This window comes from Psychrobacter sp. AOP31-B2-9 (genome assembly GCF_052378005.1).
Lineage (GTDB): Bacteria > Pseudomonadota > Gammaproteobacteria > Pseudomonadales > Moraxellaceae > Psychrobacter.
Genome location: NZ_JBQSXG010000008.1, coordinates 16157 through 33945 on the forward strand (window position 1 = coordinate 16157; position 17789 = coordinate 33945).

Annotated in this window: 16 protein-coding genes; 11 read left to right on the forward strand and 5 right to left on the reverse strand. The window is 43.2% G+C overall.

Going from position 1 to position 17789, the window contains the following annotated elements:
- Window positions 1-353 precede the first annotated feature (353 nt).
- From erpA to ACT3SX_RS02065, 8 genes are all read left to right on the forward strand, one after another.
- Entirely contained in the window at window positions 354-734 is a 381-nt protein-coding gene (erpA, locus tag ACT3SX_RS02030; protein WP_192518503.1) for an iron-sulfur cluster insertion protein ErpA, read from the forward strand.
- Window positions 735-1077: 343 nt separating this feature from the next.
- On the forward strand, window positions 1078-2652 hold the full coding sequence (gene gshA, locus ACT3SX_RS02035; protein ID WP_192518502.1) for a glutamate--cysteine ligase: 1575 nt from the start codon (window positions 1078-1080) through the stop codon (window positions 2650-2652).
- Between the two features lie 82 nt (window positions 2653-2734).
- Window positions 2735-3262 carry a disulfide bond formation protein B gene (locus tag ACT3SX_RS02040; RefSeq protein ID WP_192518501.1) on the forward strand — a complete coding sequence of 176 codons (528 nt, stop codon included), beginning with the start codon at window positions 2735-2737 and terminating at the stop codon, window positions 3260-3262.
- Window positions 3263-3758: 496 nt separating this feature from the next.
- Window positions 3759-4469 carry a copper resistance protein NlpE N-terminal domain-containing protein gene (locus ACT3SX_RS02045; protein WP_225739080.1) on the forward strand — a complete coding sequence of 237 codons (711 nt, stop codon included), beginning with the start codon at window positions 3759-3761 and terminating at the stop codon, window positions 4467-4469.
- 302 nt (window positions 4470-4771) lie between these two features.
- Window positions 4772-6241 (forward strand): UDP-N-acetylmuramate:L-alanyl-gamma-D-glutamyl-meso-diaminopimelate ligase, encoded by a 1470-nt coding sequence (mpl, locus tag ACT3SX_RS02050; RefSeq protein WP_192518500.1) that lies wholly within the window; start codon window positions 4772-4774, stop codon window positions 6239-6241.
- A 318-nt stretch (window positions 6242-6559) separates the two neighbouring features.
- Window positions 6560-6814, forward strand: coding sequence for a GlsB/YeaQ/YmgE family stress response membrane protein (locus ACT3SX_RS02055; protein ID WP_442069584.1), 255 nt, complete (start codon window positions 6560-6562; stop codon window positions 6812-6814).
- A gap of 215 nt (window positions 6815-7029) precedes the next feature.
- Entirely contained in the window at window positions 7030-7584 is a 555-nt protein-coding gene (def, locus tag ACT3SX_RS02060) for a peptide deformylase (protein WP_192518498.1), read from the forward strand.
- Window positions 7585-7709: 125 nt separating this feature from the next.
- The gene (locus ACT3SX_RS02065) at window positions 7710-8885 is read left to right on the forward strand and encodes a type III PLP-dependent enzyme (RefSeq protein ID WP_192518518.1); all 1176 of its coding nucleotides are present in this window, start codon (window positions 7710-7712) and stop codon (window positions 8883-8885) included.
- Window positions 8886-8990: 105 nt separating this feature from the next.
- On the opposite strand, the gene ACT3SX_RS02070 is transcribed toward ACT3SX_RS02065, so the two are convergent.
- The 3 genes from ACT3SX_RS02070 to dnaJ all read right to left on the reverse strand — a co-directional run bounded on the left by ACT3SX_RS02070 (window position 8991) and on the right by dnaJ (window position 12297).
- On the reverse strand, window positions 8991-9884 hold the full coding sequence (locus ACT3SX_RS02070; RefSeq protein ID WP_192518497.1) for a hypothetical protein: 894 nt from the start codon (window positions 9882-9884) through the stop codon (window positions 8991-8993).
- A 231-nt stretch (window positions 9885-10115) separates the two neighbouring features.
- Window positions 10116-10946 (reverse strand): 4-hydroxy-tetrahydrodipicolinate reductase, encoded by an 831-nt coding sequence (gene dapB, locus ACT3SX_RS02075; protein WP_192518496.1) that lies wholly within the window; start codon window positions 10944-10946, stop codon window positions 10116-10118.
- 211 nt (window positions 10947-11157) lie between these two features.
- Window positions 11158-12297: a molecular chaperone DnaJ gene (gene dnaJ, locus ACT3SX_RS02080; RefSeq protein WP_192518495.1), complete on the reverse strand. Its 1140-nt coding sequence runs from the start codon at window positions 12295-12297 to the stop codon at window positions 11158-11160.
- Between the two features lie 425 nt (window positions 12298-12722).
- Here dnaJ and ACT3SX_RS02085 point away from each other — a divergent pair, with 425 nt between their 5' ends.
- Both ACT3SX_RS02085 and ACT3SX_RS02090 read left to right on the forward strand, forming a co-directional pair.
- The gene (locus ACT3SX_RS02085) at window positions 12723-13373 is read left to right on the forward strand and encodes a DUF2939 domain-containing protein (RefSeq protein WP_192518494.1); all 651 of its coding nucleotides are present in this window, start codon (window positions 12723-12725) and stop codon (window positions 13371-13373) included.
- A 121-nt stretch (window positions 13374-13494) separates the two neighbouring features.
- Window positions 13495-14595: a homocysteine S-methyltransferase family protein gene (locus ACT3SX_RS02090; protein ID WP_413038427.1), complete on the forward strand. Its 1101-nt coding sequence runs from the start codon at window positions 13495-13497 to the stop codon at window positions 14593-14595.
- 126 nt (window positions 14596-14721) lie between these two features.
- Here ACT3SX_RS02090 and ACT3SX_RS02095 read toward each other — a convergent pair whose 3' ends face one another.
- Window positions 14722-15825: a disulfide isomerase DsbC N-terminal domain-containing protein gene (locus tag ACT3SX_RS02095; protein WP_192518493.1), complete on the reverse strand. Its 1104-nt coding sequence runs from the start codon at window positions 15823-15825 to the stop codon at window positions 14722-14724.
- A gap of 450 nt (window positions 15826-16275) precedes the next feature.
- Window positions 16276-16980 (reverse strand): pseudouridine synthase, encoded by a 705-nt coding sequence (locus ACT3SX_RS02100; protein ID WP_192518492.1) that lies wholly within the window; start codon window positions 16978-16980, stop codon window positions 16276-16278.
- Between the two features lie 197 nt (window positions 16981-17177).
- On the opposite strand from ACT3SX_RS02100, the gene ACT3SX_RS02105 reads away from it, so the two are divergent.
- A complete protein-coding gene (locus ACT3SX_RS02105; RefSeq protein ID WP_192518491.1) occupies window positions 17178-17771 on the forward strand; it encodes a YigZ family protein in 594 nt (197 codons plus the stop codon).
- The last annotated feature ends 18 nt before the right edge of the window (window positions 17772-17789 follow it).

Sequence of the window (17789 nt, forward strand, 5' to 3'; positions counted from 1 at the left end):
CCGGCTATTATTTCAAACGCTTGCTCCATAGGCAAACAATTAAATAACTATTTCAAAACTAAGTATTTATTCATTCATTAAAAGCCAATTCTGATGCATTAAATTCAGTGAGTGACATCACTCTTGACAAACGAATCACTATCCCCATTATGATATACTGCTATAAAGTAAGTACCAACTATATGCTCAACCATTTTGACGGCACCAATATTGTATTTATAATGTGTTAACAGCCTTGCCATAATGACAGCACCCAATTGAATCAAACGCCGTACGTATCTTTATTTGCAACCATTTAATTGCAAACCCAAACAGGACGACGATAGCATTTGATCCTAGCAACTGAGGTAGATATGAACGAATCAGCCAATCAATTTAGTCCAAGCGCCAGCCAACCAGTAGATCCAACCGTATTAAGCCTAACTGACAGTGCTGCACAAAAAGTACGTCGCTTACGTGAAGAAGAAGGTGATAACAACCTTATGCTGCGTGTCTATGTCACTGGCGGTGGCTGTTCAGGTTTTTCTTATGGCTTTAACTTTGCCAATGAGCTAAATGAAGACGATGCCAACTTTGACAATGGGGATGTGACCTTAGTCGTCGACTCACTTAGCTATCAATACCTACAGGGCTCTACCGTTGATTATACCGAAGGCTTAGAAGGTGCGCGCTTTGTCGTGACCAACCCAAATGCTACCACCACTTGTGGCTGTGGTTCATCCTTTTCTATTTGAGTTAACCGCACACATAACTCTTGATCTAAATACCCAAGTTGTTGGCTACAGCGATGCTCAATAACTGAACGCTGTATATCAAAAACCTCTATCTGCTAGGTAGATATTTTTTTATTTGCAGAGGGCTTTAATCAAAGACTGCTTACAAATAATACGGTCTAAATATCCTCTAATATTCAGGCAGACAAGCCATTGTAAAGCTTGTCGTATTTGTAACTATCCGTGGTTTTAAAAGCTGCTTTGAGCTAAACTGACGAAACTCTTAACCCAATATCTACCTCTTTTATGGTCAAGCGCTAGTCGTGTTTTGAACCACCATAATGAATAACAATAGATGACTATTATGACTAATTTTGTGAGTAGCTTTGTTAACTTTGAAATTCCTAACTGGTTTGATAGCAAGCATTTAACAGGCATGCTCCGTGGTATCGAAAAAGAAGGACTGCGTGTCAAACCTGATGGCTACTTGGCTCAAACACCGCATCCGACCAAACTCGGATCAAAACTTACACACCCTTTTATCACCACAGATTATTCAGAAAGCCTACTTGAGCTGATTACCGATCCAAAAGCCTCTCCAAAAGAAACCCTTAACATGTTGCGTCAACTGCACGTACTGGTGTATCAAGCCATGCCAGAAGGTGAGCTGATGTGGCCATTGTCTATGCCATGTATGCTGTCCTCAAATGATGAAGATATTCCACTAGCCGATTATGGCAGCTCTAACACTGGCAAACTTAAAACGCTATATCGTAGTGGTCTGGGTATTCGTTATGGTCGCCGCATGCAAACCATCGCAGGTTTGCATTATAACTTGTCTTTTGGTGACGGACTGTTTGAAGACTGGCAAGCAAAAACACCTACTGCGCAAAGCCAAACGTTGGCAGAGTTTAAAAATGAAAAGTACTTGGGACTTATTCGTAATTTCAAACGACTAACCAGTCTTGTACTGTATTTATTGGGTGCTAGTCCAAGCGTCTGTCCTTGCTTTTTGGCCAATCGTAAGCATGATTTAGAGCAGATGAACAGTTCTACTTATTATAAACCTGCTGCCACCAGCCTGCGTATGGGTAAACTTGGTTATACCAATAGCGTGCAAGAGCAACTCGATATTCGTTACAACTACTTGCCAGAATATGTCGCTGGACTACGCCGTGCGATTCAGACACCACATGAAAGCTTTGCTAAGCTTGGCTTAGATGATGCGGATGGCAATCCTATTCAAATCAATAACCATATCTTACAAATAGAAAATGAATACTACAGCCCTATCCGACCAAAACAAATAGCAATGAGCGGCGAAACACCGACTGAAGCGCTTGAGCGTCGTGGTATCGCTTACGTTGAATTCCGCGCCATTGATTTGGATCCTTATAGTGATGTCGGTATCCGTTTATCTAGTGCTTGTTTCTTAGAAGTAATGGCGCTCTACTGCCTACTTAGCGACTCACCTGACTTGCTACCTGAAGAAGAAGAAACACTCGCGATTAATCTTGAGCGCGTGGTAAACGAAGGTCGTCGCGATAATCTACATATTATCAATAATGGTGAGGAGCAATTACTTGAGAGCTGGATGCTGACACATCTAGAGCGCATGCAACCACTTGCTGCACTACTTGACGCGCATTATGGTGGCAACGACTACCGTACTGCTGTTGCCCTGATGCAAGGTAAAGCTGGACATTCTGAGGCAACCATCTCTGCACAAGTAAACTCTGATAGTCAGCGTTTGGGTAGCTTATGGCGGCTTGGTTTCACCTTAGCACAGCAGCATCGTAAGTCTTTATTACAGCAAACGCTCAGTCCAAATACCCAAGCCAAATACGAAGTACTGGCAGAAAAATCGATACTCCAACAAGCAGATATCGAAAAAGCAGAAACAGAAGATTTTATGGAGTTTTTGCAACAATATCGCTAATTTTGATAATTAGATATTTATAACCATGTTCTGATCAGTATTTAATGTCTGTAGATGACTAATTTATAAGAGTAACTGCCCGATGCTAAAGCTAACCACTTACCGTAACTTGCAAGTATTTTTAGTAATAATGAGCATAGTAGGAATGAGTTTTGCGCTGTTCTTTTTACAGCGCTATTTAGGGTTTTCCCCTTGTCCACTTTGTATTTTCCAACGTATTGGCTTGATTATTATGGGTATTTTTGCCCTAATGTCAGCACTGTTTAATCCAAAATCTAAAATAATCAGACTGCTATTGTGGCTTGGTAGTGTGGCTGGAATAGGCTGGTCTACGGCAGTAGCCGCGCGTCATGTATGGCTACAGCACTTACCTGCCGATCAAGTGCCTTCCTGCGGTCCTGGTCTCGATTATTGGCTAGACACCTTACCAATTCTACAAGTGTTCAAAGAAGTTTTCGCAGGTTCTGGCGAATGCGCTTCTGTTGACTGGACATTCATAGGATTGAGTATTCCTGAGCAGTCTCTGATTTTGTTTAGCGTACTATTGCTAGTACATGTGTTGATACTGTTACATATCATTCGACCAAGCACCAGCAACCGTCTTGGATAATAAACAGTTATGATATGTTAAACATATCACCACGGCAGTGACAGTGACTATTTTTTGGGTAGTACAATGTTGAAAATAGAGGTTTAGTTCATTCTAAGCCTTTATTTTTAACTATAAAAGGTCGAAAAATAGTCCTGTCCTTGCGAGCTAATACCATGCACAAAAATTAGAGTAGCAAGGAAAACAAGTGCAAGTACTACTCACTGTAGACTAAACAAGTTTGACACCGCTAATCGTATTTTTTGGGATTGGTATAACTTTTCTAATTCATCAAATCTCCAGTACCTTATACCCCCTCTTTTGTATAAAACCGCCATAACAAAAATTCTACAGAGATATCCTCAATCTTTGCTATCTTGACACTGCTTATTTGCTGTTTCGGTTAATCAATACGACCAATATTATTCAACAGAATTAAAGTAACCAGCGCTATCTCTTATAGACTGAATGATTTTGACACTTATGCCTTCTATTATCTGTCGTTTTTGACAATAAAATGACATTATCGATAGCATGGACAATCTTTAAAAACCCTATGTACAAACTGTTTTTTGGTGTGACCATGATGTACTTTGCGCCTATTGGCTCTACCACATTGACTGTCATAAAACGCTATGGTCGGTCTTTGCTAGCGCTCCCTATCTGTGTCGTTCTTATTGGCTGTGACAACGCTGAACCCAATGATCATAAGGACTTGGCAACGCAAGTCACACCTGTTGATAGCACCGTACCTTCTAACTCAGAGAATGCCAAAAATAACTTGCAAGATAATGACGATCGTTTATCTAGTGTTGATGACCAGTCTAATGAAGCAGTAGAAGGACAGTCATTGATTGCGGCAGCTCAGCCGAGAAACGAGGCACTTACCTCTGGGTCACGAACGACCAATGACACACATAGTAATATCCTACAAGCCACACTAATGGGCGACTACGGAGGCATGGTGCCTTGCACTTCTTGTGACAGTGTCGATATCACACTAAACCTATTTGCTGATGGTTCAGTGCTAAAAACCAGTATTTATAACAACCCTGACACACCGCATACACCACTTTTTGAGTCTGGTATTTATCGTCAAGATAATAATAATATTACGATTGTCTACGAAGACAAAAATATTGAGACGTATCGTATTCAAGACAATCATCTTATCTTAATGAACAAAGACAAAAGCCCTAATAATGACTATACCTTGTCACGTAAATAAAAAACACACAGCGAGTTAGATATAAGTAGTCTCAGATAAAAAACTAAGACACCAAGTACCGTAGCAAACAACGCCTACCTTTAAGGCGTTTTTTATTGGTCATCTAATGGGCTTTACTTTACAATGAGTGACTGTTCACCGCGTTGATATTTTGACAACCGTTTGCTATTTCTGCGACAAAAGGTCGTTAACATGACCATAATCATGTGGGTCGGTTCTATCATGAGCAGCCATGTATTGCGGCTAGACTCACAGATAACGCTTTATTCTATTCTCTTAATTTAAGCTCGTACGGAACGTCTATGCATATTCATATTCTTGGTATTTGTGGTACTTTTATGGGCTCGCTAGCCCTACTGGCGCGAGAGCTTGGACATACCGTCACTGGCTCCGATGCCAATGTTTATCCCCCTATGTCCACCCAACTCCAAAATGCAGGCGTGACTATCGAAGAGGGTTATTTGATAGAACACTTACAGCCAGCGCCAGATTTGGTCGTCGTTGGTAACGCGATGAAGCGCGGTATGGATGTGGTTGAGTATATGCTAGACACAGGACTGCGTTATACCTCAGGTCCACAGTTTTTATCAGAGCAAGTCTTACAATCTCGCCACGTGATAGCCGTTGCTGGTACTCATGGTAAGACGACGACAACGACAATGCTTGCGTGGATATTGCACTATGCTGGTATCGATACTGGGTTTTTGATTGGTGGTGTACCATTAGTCGATACCACTGACGAGCACCTACAGCAGGTCTTCGCGCATAGTAGCTATTTGGGTGCAGAAGCAAGCAGCAATGACAACGCAAAGAGAGGATATTTCGTCATTGAAGCGGACGAATACGACTCTGCCTTTTTTGATAAGCGTTCAAAATTCGTTCATTATCGCCCGCGCACAGCTATCTTAAACAACCTTGAATTTGATCATGCCGATATCTTCGCTGATCTCAATGCCATTCAGACTCAGTTTCATCACATGATACGTATGATTCCAAGTACTGGACAAATCATCATGCCATCAGCTACCAGCAGTTTAGAGGACACTCTAGCAAAAGGAGTTTGGACGCCTGTTTGGCGCACGTCAGTGATTGACAAGAACGCAGCTGACAACCTCGGAAATGATAGCGATTGGCACGCTGAACTTATTAGCGAAGACGGTAGTCAATTTAAAGTGAGCTTTGGTGCAGATAATGACGCTATCGGCACTGTTAATTGGGCAATGAGTGGCATCCATAACGTTAATAACGCTCTAGTTGCTGTGGCAGCTGCTTATGATGTTGGTGTTAGTATTGCCACGGCTTGTGAGGCATTATCCGCATTTGCTGGTATCAAACGTCGCATGGAGTTAATCGGTGATGTGAATGACATCTTAGTTTTCGATGATTTTGCACACCATCCGACTGCCATTACCACGACTTTAGATGGTGCCAAAAAGAAACTGGCTGATAGACGGATTTGGGCCATCATCGAGCCACGTAGTAACACGATGAAAATGGGTATTCACCAAGACAGCCTAGCTGAATCTGCTGCCCTTGCTGATCACACGCTATGGTATGAGCCTACTGGTCTAGAATGGGGCTTAAAAGACGTCATCGAGCAAGCCAATGTGACCAATCCTAATATCAGCAACCAGCAAGTACTGACTAGCACTGATGATATCATCGAACATATCAGCACGCATGCTCAAGCAGGTGATGCGATTGTCATTATGTCTAATGGTGGCTTTGAAGGAATCCATCAACGTCTATTAACAGCATTAGGTGACAAATAGCAGATTTACTGTCCACTTATCACAAGCATCTACATTAAAGCGTGGCATCGTGATCAACGAGCCACGCTTTTTTATTATCAAACAGCCTACCTGTACCGGTGATTAATCAGTATGCATCGCGGTCAGTATTTGCGACTTTGCTACCTTTGTAACCTTTCATTTACCTATCCTGTCTTAATATTAGCAAATTGGCAGTTTTCCTCACATAGCTCATACACTGGTAACATTTCGTGCTTACCTTTACTTCTATGCAGTGCATACAATAACTTCATCAGAGTTCGTTATACATTATAAATGATAATAAATTAGGAGAATAACATGAGCTTTATTTGGATGATTATTGTAGGTTTGGTCGCAGGTCTGTTGGCACGTGCTATCAAGCCAGGTAATGACTCTATGGGCTGGATTATGACTATTGTCTTAGGTATCGTCGGCGCATTAGTTGGTGGTTTCCTTGCCCGACTAGTCGGTATCAACGCTGACGGTGGCTTTACTGGTCTGATATTCTCAGTGATTGGTGCCATCATATTACTGTTTTCCTATGAGATGATTACCAATAAACGTGGCGTATAACTGAACGTAGCATTGACGGTTATGAAGTAGTGATATAAGAAGAAGGTCTCGCTAATTGCGAGGCCTTTTTACTTACCTCAACTATAGAAATGCGCCCTACATTTTTAAAATAATAAAAATCGATAGTTACGGGAAAGTATTGATAAACATTACTTTTGCCCCCATTTATCTTATAATACCAACCCTATTTTATCCTTATCATTGAGGTAAGCGTTATGGCATTACTCCCTATATTGAATTATCCAGACCCACGCCTGCGCACAATTGCCAAGCCTGTAAAGGAAGTGACAGCTGAAATAAAAACCTTAATCGCTGACATGACTGAGACGATGTACGATGCTCAAGGCATTGGTCTGGCAGCCAGTCAGGTAGATCGCCACATTCAACTTATCGTGATGGATTTATCTGAAGAGAAAGACAGTCCGAGAGTTTTTATTAACCCAAAAGTGACACCGCTAGTAGAAGAAAAACAGCCGTATGAAGAAGGTTGCTTATCAGTGCCTGATGTCTATGACAAGGTTGAGCGTCCTACCAAAGTACGTATCGAAGCGCTAGATGAAAACGGTGACAAGATTGACGAAGAAGTAGAAGGCCTACTTGCAGTATGTATCCAACATGAAATGGATCATCTAAATGGGGTTATATTCGTCGATTATCTATCACGTTTAAAGCAGACCCGTGCGCGCGATAAAGTACGTAAAGTTATCAAAATACGCGAAAAAAACCATGAAGAAGCAGCCAATAAGCAGCCTCAGCCCACCAGTTCTTAATGACTTATCGTGTCAGCTGATAGTCATATATACTCAGAATCATTAGCTGCTCGATGACGATACCATTAGTCTGGCTATTAGCCTCTAGCAAAGGCTGTTTCTATTAAAGGTTCCTTAACATGACCATGATCAAAATTGACCAGTACTTTAACCCTGCCAGTTGGCAGAAATTTACCAAAGCGGCTGAAGGTCGCGAGACGCCTTTTTTGGTGGTGGATCTCAGTCGTATCAAGACTAAATACCATGAAATGGTAAGCTTATTTCCTAATGCAAAACTGCATTATGCTATGAAAGCTAGCCCTGCTGTGGAAGTGATTGATCTACTGGCAAACCTTGGTTCAAACTTTGATTGTGCTTCTATTTACGAGCTTGATCGCGTGCTAAATTGCGGTGTCGAGCCATCTCGTATTTCTTATGGCAATACCATCAAAAAAGCTGAACACGTGAAATATGCCTTTGAAAAAGGGATTGATCTGTATGCAACCGACTCAGAAGCAGATCTAAAAAATATTGCAAAACAGGCGCCAGGCGCTAAGATATTCGTTCGTATCTTAGTTCAGGGCTCAGATACTGCAGAATGGCCGCTATCACGTAAGTTTGGCTGTCACCCGAATATGGCCATCGAGCTATTGATTCAAGCACGTGATTTGGGCTTGGTTCCTTATGGCATCTCGTTTCATGTCGGTAGCCAGCAAAAAGACGTCGCTGCGTGGGATGATGCTTTGGCTAAGGTCAAATACATATCTGACTGGATGAAGAACGAAGAAGGTATCAAGCTGCAAATGATTAATTTGGGCGGTGGATTCCCAACCAACTACATTAGCGAAGTCAATCCTATCAAAGTCTATGCCGAAGAGATTACCCGCTATTTGACTGATGACTACAATGAAGATGAGATGCCAGAAATTATTTTAGAGCCTGGTCGTTCATTGGTTGGAGGCTCAGGGGTATTGGTTAGTGATGTGGTACTGATCTCCCGAAAATCCAATACTGACCTGACTCGTTGGGTATATACAGACGTTGGTTTATTCCAAGGATTGATCGAGACACTGGGTGAAGCCATTAAGTACCCTGTTTATACGCCTAAGATGGAAACCTCTACCAGTGAAGGAACGGTTGTGTTGGCAGGTCCTACCTGTGACTCAACTGATATCATGTACGAAGAAGCAGGTTATCAATTACCAGAAGAGCTTGAGATTGGTGATAAAATCTATTGGCTAACCACTGGGGCTTATACCAACTCTTACTCATCGGTTGAATTTAACGGTTTTCCACCACTCGAAGTCGTTTATATTGATTAGCTTTGAATCATTACTCGTTAATAGAAATAGAAAAAGCGCGGCACTGTTTATCGTAGTGACGCGCTTTTTCGTATTTGTCCAAAAACTGGATTGATAGCTGCTTGGCTACTGTACTAATAGTGAAATAGGCACATTGTTATTACTGTTAGTTGTCTGATTACCACCATAGCTGCTACTTTGGTTTTGACTGCTTTGAGAGATTTTTCCGATAGTTACCCACTGCCCGCGAGACACGATAATCGTACTATTCAAACGTTGGCCTTGAATGGCATGATTAACAGAACTGCTGCGATTATAAGGCGAATTGGATCGCGCTAGGCTTTCCTCTACTTGGGATAGTTGCACCTCGACTTGACCTGTGGGTAGCAGTCTTGGTGTTACCGTAATTCCCTGTGTCGTTGGTAGCAATACTTGCTGCTGGATAGTAATCTGCGGCCTTATATTATAGCGATTAGCACGATAACTCTGAGTCAGTGAATAGAGCGTGCCAGTGCTGATACTTGCCGCACTACCAGATAAGGTTTGTACTTGATATGAATTACTGCCCTGCTGCTGACGGTTACTTTGGTTAATGATACCTGACCCTTGGACACCGCGATTAGTCATAATAACCTGACCTTGCTGGATACTACTCTGTGTGCTGCTATTATTGCCAACGCGCACTGAGACGGTTAAGGCTTGTGGTTGACCATCAATTTGAGTCAAGAGCTGTTGTACTGCTTGATAATTAGCTGCTGTGGTATTCAATACTAATTTGTCTTGATACGTTGTGACTGTGCCGCCATCACGGCTGCTGTTTAACTGCTGACGCACCGCAGGTAGTAATGTGTCACCGCCATAAGTATGAATGACATAGGTGTCATAAGTCGCTGCTTGTACCACGACAGGTAAGGCTACCAGACTAGTCGCTAAGAGCGTATGGCCCACATAGCCAATGTTTTTACTGGCCATAAAAGCTCTACTAACCACCTTTATTAAATTTTGTCTAAACGTATCCATGTCTATCTCCTATAGTCAGTCCTAAATAAAACAGATACAAATGTAACCATGCGATACTGGTATACATTTTCCTTGCTTGCTATGCCTGCGCAGACAGAGGCTACGCAAAATGCACCCAGTATCGCTGTATTTATTTTATAGTGGATCGACTATAGCAGCGACTCATCATTTATTAAGATGTAATCAAGAGAGGCTGAAAAATTAATCATCCCAGCACTTACCATTTAAGCCTTAATCATTTAAACCTAACACATCCTGCATATCATACTGCCCTACTTTTTGCTCGATAATCCAAGTAGCTGCACGCACTGCACCAGCAGCAAAGGTCATACGCGCACGGGCACGATGGGTGATTTCAACCACTTCACCATCAGCGATAAACATCACGGTATGGTCACCGATGATTTCGCCACCACGAATCGCATGGATACCAATCGTACCTGCTTCACGTTCACCTGTTTGTCCTTCACGGCCATAAATGGCGACGTCTTTTAGGTTCTGTCCACGAGCTTCTGCGACGGCTTCTGCCATCATATAAGCCGTACCTGATGGGGCATCAATTTTGTGCTTATGATGCGCTTCGATCACTTCTACATCGGCGTCATCACCAAATGCTTTGGCTGCCATGCCCAGTAGTTTTAGTGATAAATTCACGCCAGTTGAATAGTTGCCAGCATAAACGATCGCAATTTTTTCACTCGCTGTAGCCAGTACTTGCTCTTGCTGTGCATTGAAACCTGTCGTACCGATAACCATCGCGACATTATGCTCGGCACAAACCTGCATGTTTTGTTCGGTGGCATCAGGCAAGCTGAAATCAATCAGCACATCAATATCGTTCACGACGGCTGTTAAATCATCAACAATTTGTACATCTAAGCAGCCTATAGCAGCAACTTCACCAGCGTCAGCACCGACAAGACTTGATCCTTGACGCTCAATCGCTGCATTTAAAGTGGTTTTTGGGTTTTGTTGTACCGCTTCGATAAGCATACGACCCATACGACCACCAGCACCGATGACACCAACATTGATGGTTTGTTCTGTTATTTGTGAACTCATATTTTTATCCTGAATATTTTATTTTTAGTGAAACAGCTGTTACATATTATTTATGGTCAGTTTAGCAAATATCACTACCTGAGTGGTTTTTTATACAGCTGATAACATACAGTTGATAAAAAGCCCCAAAGTTTCATGTGAAACCTTGGGGCTGGTTTAGATAACTTTTTAACTGATACTTTTTTTGGCTATGACCAATTAGTCAGCCGTATCAGTCAAACAACTCGCCAATTTTTTTGAAGAATGATTTTTTATGTGGCGACTGTTGATGCTTACTATCACCATCCAAGGTATCTTGGAATTGACGTAATAGGTCTTTTTGTTCACCCGTTAGATTCACTGGCGTCTCAATGATAACACGGCAAATCAAATCACCTTTCATCGTTGTACGTACTGGAGTCACACCTTTACCGCGTACACGCAGCAACTTACCACTTTGCGTACCTTCTGCAACCTTCAGCTTCACTTTGCCATCTAGTGTTGGAATTTCAACCTCTTTACCCAATGCAGCATCGGTAATACTAACGGGCACATCCATATACAGATCAGCACCTTGACGGGTAAAGACATTATGCGCTTTGACACGAACTTCAACATATAGGTCGCCGTTTTGAACACCAGCGCCGCCCGCTTCGCCTTCACCTGCGAGACGAACGCGATCACCATCATCGACACCAGCTGGAATAGAAACTTCTAGCGTACGTGATTTGTCTTTGACGCCATTACCATGGCAATCAGGACAAGGGTTTTTGATCTGCTTACCTGTGCCGCCACAATGCGGGCAAGCTTGCTGAACCGCAAAGAAGCCTTGCTGCATACGAACTTGACCTTGGCCGTTACACGTTGGACAAGTCACAATGTCAGAGGCATTTTTTGCGCCTTTGCCATCACAAGTGTCACAAGGCGCAGGAGCCGTGAAGCTGATTTCTTTTTTGCAGCCACGCACCGCTTCTTCTAGCGTCAATTCAATGACATAACGTAGGTCTGAACCACGGCGCGAACGTCCACCACCGCCACCACCACGCTGCTGACCAAAGATATCGCCAAAGTTACCAAAGATATCGCCAAAGATATCTTGGAAATTACCGCCTGCACCACCGAAGCCGCCGCCACCGCCCATACCATTTTCAAAGGCTGAGTGACCCATACGATCATAGGCTGAGCGCTTTTCTGCGTCACTCAATACCTCATAAGCCATTGACGCTTCTTTAAATTTATCTTCTGCATCAGGGTCGTCAGAGTTACGGTCTGGATGGTATTTCATGGCCAGCTTACGGTAAGCTCGCTTAATTTCCTTGCTATCAGCAGTTTTGCTGACACCTAACACTTCATAAAAATCACGCTTGCTCATGGGCTCTCCTATCGTCTTTACAGTCCACCGGCCAGTCGATTCATCAGCCTCAATCAACCATCACCACTTAGTATCACTCACAGTTATTCATAAAGGTTTCACATGAAACACAATGAACAATCAGAAAGGATAGATGATAATGATGTGAATCCTACAGGTAGATACGGCGGATTACTGCTTAGCCAAATCAATTATTAAAAGTTTGCGCTATTTATGGAGATGGCATAGTGATTTATCAAGCTTTTAGCGATGGAAAGTATCGCTTAGGAATATTTCGTCATTACAAAAAGGTTTTATTAAGGAATGAACAAAGCTTTTCATACCTCAATAACGTTAAGCCATGCTAATATTTATCGTCCAAGTTTTTGGTCTTTTATATTAATAACTATCCAAATTACTAAGTTTGCGACAAGGTATCGATTTTTATGAAGAAGCTGATTGTTTTATTACTCCTCATCGCAGTAACTATCTATGCAGGTTCGCCTTATTATAGTGCCTATCAGCTCAAAAATGCTTATGATGCCAACGACGGTGCGACGATTGCAGCAGCGATTGACTATGATCAAGTCAAACCTAGCATCCAAAACCAATTGACCAACCAGTTTACTCAGACAATGACTCAATACCCTCTCGTCTCTCAATTAGGCGGTGAGGCTCTGACTAAGGCCGCCGATGATTTTATCGTCAAGGCAGTCGATGGTGCGATTACCTCAGAGAATATCGAAAAGGTCATTAGCACTCAAGGTCAAGCCAACACGGCTACTAAAGAGCTAGCGGCAGCTTGGGCTATCGCTAGCAATCAAGTCAACCTCCAAAGCTTGATTCAGAACCTGATCGCCCAGCGCGGTGATATAGACGCTGTGATCAAAACCCAAATGCAGCAAGTGATGGAAAAACAAGCCGCTGAACTAGAACAGCAAGTGGCGCAAGGCTCTGATAGTGACAAACCTAAGCTAAGCTACTGTGGTATCAACTGCTTCACTGTTAGCGGACAAGTTAAAGGGTATCCACTGACTATAGAGATGCAACGTGATGGTCTCATTGATTGGAAAATCGTGGACATCGTGCTGCCGTAATACACAATACAGCCATAGCAGATAGCATGGCTATAGCAAACAAAATGCTGTGTCTATTTTTTAAATAGAAGAGTTTAAAACTGAGGACTTGGAACTATTAAGCTATTTTATAAGTGAATTTATGATGCAAACTAAAACAACACCGCAAGAACTACCCAACCAGACTCATCATTCGTCTACTGCCCCAGAGCCTGCTACATCAGCACCTATGACGATACTAGATGGCGGGATGGGCCGTGAGCTTGAACAGCGCGGTGCGCCTTTTCGCCAACCTGAATGGTCAGCGCTATCATTGAGCCTAGCTCCAGATAGTGTGCGTGATATCCATTTGGACTACATAAAATCTGGTGCAACTGTCATCACTGTTAATAGTTATGCCGTTACCCCTTATCATTTAGGAGATGCGTTTTTTACTGAAGGCGAAGCACTTATAGAAACAGCGGCAAAACTCGCCTTTGAGGCCGTACAAGCCAATAATTCACAGACAGATAAAAGCCTTAACAGTCCAAAAAATGTGAAAGTCGCTGGCTGTTTACCACCGTTATTTGGCTCTTATCGACCAGATTTATTCGATGCTGAGCAAGCGCCCGCTATTGCGCGGCCACTATTATCAGCGCAAGCAAACTATGCGGATATGTGGTTGGTAGAGACGCAAAGTAGTATCGTGGAAGCGCAAACATGGCATCAGCTGATTGAGGGTTTCACAGCAACCAAAAAAGAACTCATGGCAAAAACAGATACCCTGTCTAAACCCATTTGGATCGCATTTACATTAGATGACAGTCAACTACCACTAGATGTCACTACTGATAACACTGCCGAAGCTGACCAAGCCATTAGTCCACCTGTACTGCCTACACTGCGTTCTGGCGAATCAGTGGCAGAGGCCATACAGGCTATGATGGCGTTGAATGTTAATGCAGTATTATTTAACTGTAGCCAACCCGAGGTCATGGCCTCTGCACTACAAGTCGCAAAGGCTATGATCGATGAAGCAGGGTCACCCATGCAGCTGGGTGTATATGCCAATGCCTTTGTATCAAAACAAAGCCACAAACAGGCAAACGCACAACTGCGCCAGATACGTGAGGATACAACTCCTGAGCATTATCTGACTTGGGCTAAGCTTTGGCAAGGCTCTGGTGCAAGCATTATCGGTGGTTGCTGTGGCATTGGTACCGAGCATATTGAGCAGCTCGCACAGCACCTGACCCCGCAGTAATCATTCTTTATCAGAAGTAAGTATGTTTTATATAGCTACTAGTCTGTCAAAGCTATGTTCCAGACAAGGCGCAGTCAAAAATAATATTAATACCTGAGCAAGACTGGTAACGCAGTATGGGGCAACTTACTCTACGCCTAAGAACTCTAAGAATTCAGGGCTCTCAAAGCTGGCTTGGTAGAGCACGCCATCCTCGCGGTAGATAGCAGGCGTGGCTATGACGGCCAGTCCAGCTGCTTTTTCGCGGTTAGGGGTCACATGATCTGTACTACAGCTCGCTGGTGCAGGTGTCATCTGACCCGCTAGCATGGCTTTATCAAAAGCTTTACGGCGCTCGTCTTCACTGCCCTGACACCAGATACCACGCATCTGCTCAGGTGATGCTTCGTATATCGGATAACCAATCACGTTGACGGTGACACCTTTCGCATTGAGCATTGGTACTTGCTGATGCAGGCGGCGGCAGTATGGACAATTCACATCGTCAGCCACATAAATGACAGCACGTTCTTTACTGGTTGCCGGATAGGTAATGATTTGGCTCTTATCCAGTGTCGCAAACACAGACTGGTTCTTCAGTGCTTCGAACTCTTCATCAAGCCCCACAAACTGACCGTTTTCGATGACCGATATCTCGCCATCGGTGATGTACTGTGCATCATCTGATAATAAGAAAGGCACGCCTTCTAACGTCGCACCCCAAATCACACCCGGCACGGCGGTATAAAAGAACGGTGTTTTGGCGCTCATGTTTTTGAGCGCAGACATATTGGCCAATATGTTTGATTTAGTGCTAGCACTGACCGGCTGGCCCAGTTGCGCGCTCGTACTACGAGCAGGCGCTTCGGTCACGACACGCTTGCTCGGGTTCTTTTGTAGCTCGCCTTGGATGACGTACTTACCGTCTTCAGTAATGTGCAATGGCAACTGTCCTGCCAAATTGACTTGATACATATTGGGTAAGTTGGACGGCACAATAGAGGTAATTTGCGTTTTGATACCTGCCTGAGTCAGTAATTGGCGCAAGCGATTGTCAACAGACTGACTGACACTTCCATCTGCTTGTGTGCCTGTAGCAGTTGTGTTTTGGGAACTCATATTTTGGGCGCTTTGAGCGTTTTGGCTCACATTATTACTGGTGGCATCAGGTGTACTGGGCTGAGCGCAGGCTGTGGTTGCCAATAGTACAGTACTAATGAGACCAGCAGATTTTAAGGCGAATAATTTCACAGAGACAGTCCTATCGAATTGGTCATAATGACAGTTTTAATAAAAAAGGTAGTTTATGGCCGCCACGTGGTATTGGACTAGTAACGACTATAGTTGAGTTCAAATAATTTCGATACAAGGAAATCGAGTGCAAGCGATACATTAGTATGGTCAGCGAGGATGACGATGTAGCGGACTTATATGGATTTGATTATATATTATGTAAAAATATAGATTAAAGAGATAGTAAGACTTTAGCACAAGCACATCCCTTACAAAGCCTTAAAAGCTTGGTTTTGCAAAATTGCTACCTAGCTTTAAGAGATAGGCAACACATCCTGCCCTAAAAATAAGAGAAAAAAAGCAGCACACTGTTTAGTGGCTGCTCATTTTAGACAAATGCTATGTGTTATTTGAAGGTTAAATTATATGAAAGCGAGATAAAGCAGCTTTTTAAAATTTAACAGTCTCTTAAAACTTAGCGACTTCTTCTGGCGTTAAGAAACGGCTATCGCCTTTTTCTAGGCCTTCTAGATTGATGTGACCGATACTGGCGCGGTGCAATTCCGTGACTCTATTGCCAAAGTAACCCATCATACGTTTTACTTGATGGTATTTGCCCTGCTCTAGCGTCAGGCGTGCATGTTTTTCATCAATGAACTCAAGAGTAGCCGGTTTGGTTGGCTCGTGATCACCTTCTAATAAAATACCTTCCGCGACTTTTTTGATTGCATGGGCCTGAGCATCGCTGTCCATTGCCTCAGCCAAAGTCAGCTCATAAACCTTGGCATGTTCATGCTTAGGGCTAGTCACACGATGTAGCCAGCCACCGTCATCACTGATTAGTAGCGCACCAGTAGTATCGACATCGAGACGTCCTGCGATACGCAAGCTACCAAGCTCTGGCACAGCGATGAGCTCAGTGACGATTGGGTATTCTTTGGCCTTTAGCGTACATTCAAACCCTTCAGGCTTATAAAGTAAGATATAACGACTGCCAGTTGCGACTGATAACGGCTCACCGCCCCACATCACTTCGTCATTGATGATATCGACATGCAAGCCAGGATCTTTGACGACCTGCTCATTTACCATCACTTCACCAGCATGCATGATTTTTTTGGATTCTTTGCGTGACAGCTCAGTGGCTTTGCTAATAAATTTATCTAGACGCATACTATTTACTACCATCCGTTTTATGATACCTACTCTACCTCAGTAGCAGCAATGCAAGCGGTCATACTAAGCTTGCTCACTATCTTGACGGGTAAGAAATGGTACTATAATAAAAATTAAATAAACACTGCGCCAAATACGGACAACAGTGAAAGTTAGACAAGTTTACCATATCCAACCTATAGACCTGATGAAATATGAGTTATCAAACGTTAAAACGTGCCGTCACTGCTCGCTTAGAAATCAAAAAATCCGAGTTTATTGCCTATGCTTATCCAGTAGCTACACGCGAAGACGCAATGTTTCACGTGGAACAACTACGCGACAAATATCCCGATGCGCGTCACCACTGCTGGGCTTATATCATTGGCGATCCAAATAATACCACTAGTGCAGGCTTCGATGACGATGGCGAACCAAGCGGTACGGCTGGACGTCCGATACTAAATGTGTTGCAGCACAAATCTATCGGCAATGTGATTATCATCGTGGTGCGTTATTTTGGTGGTATTAAACTGGGTGCAGGTGGTCTCACCCGTGCTTATGCAGGATCGGCACAAGCAGCAGTCGATCAGATGACCTTGAACGCTTATGTACCAATGGCGAAAGTGCAGATAGTGGCAGAGTTTGCCACCGAAGCGCAATGCCGTTACGTCGTCGATAGCCTGAGCGGTCGCATCGACGATGTCGCTTACAGTAAACAAGTCACCCTGACTGTGACCCTTGCTGAGGCAGATATTAATAGCTTGAAAGAACGATTGGCGATGAATGGGCGGGTGTTGGAGAAATAGTTTGAAGACACGCATTAA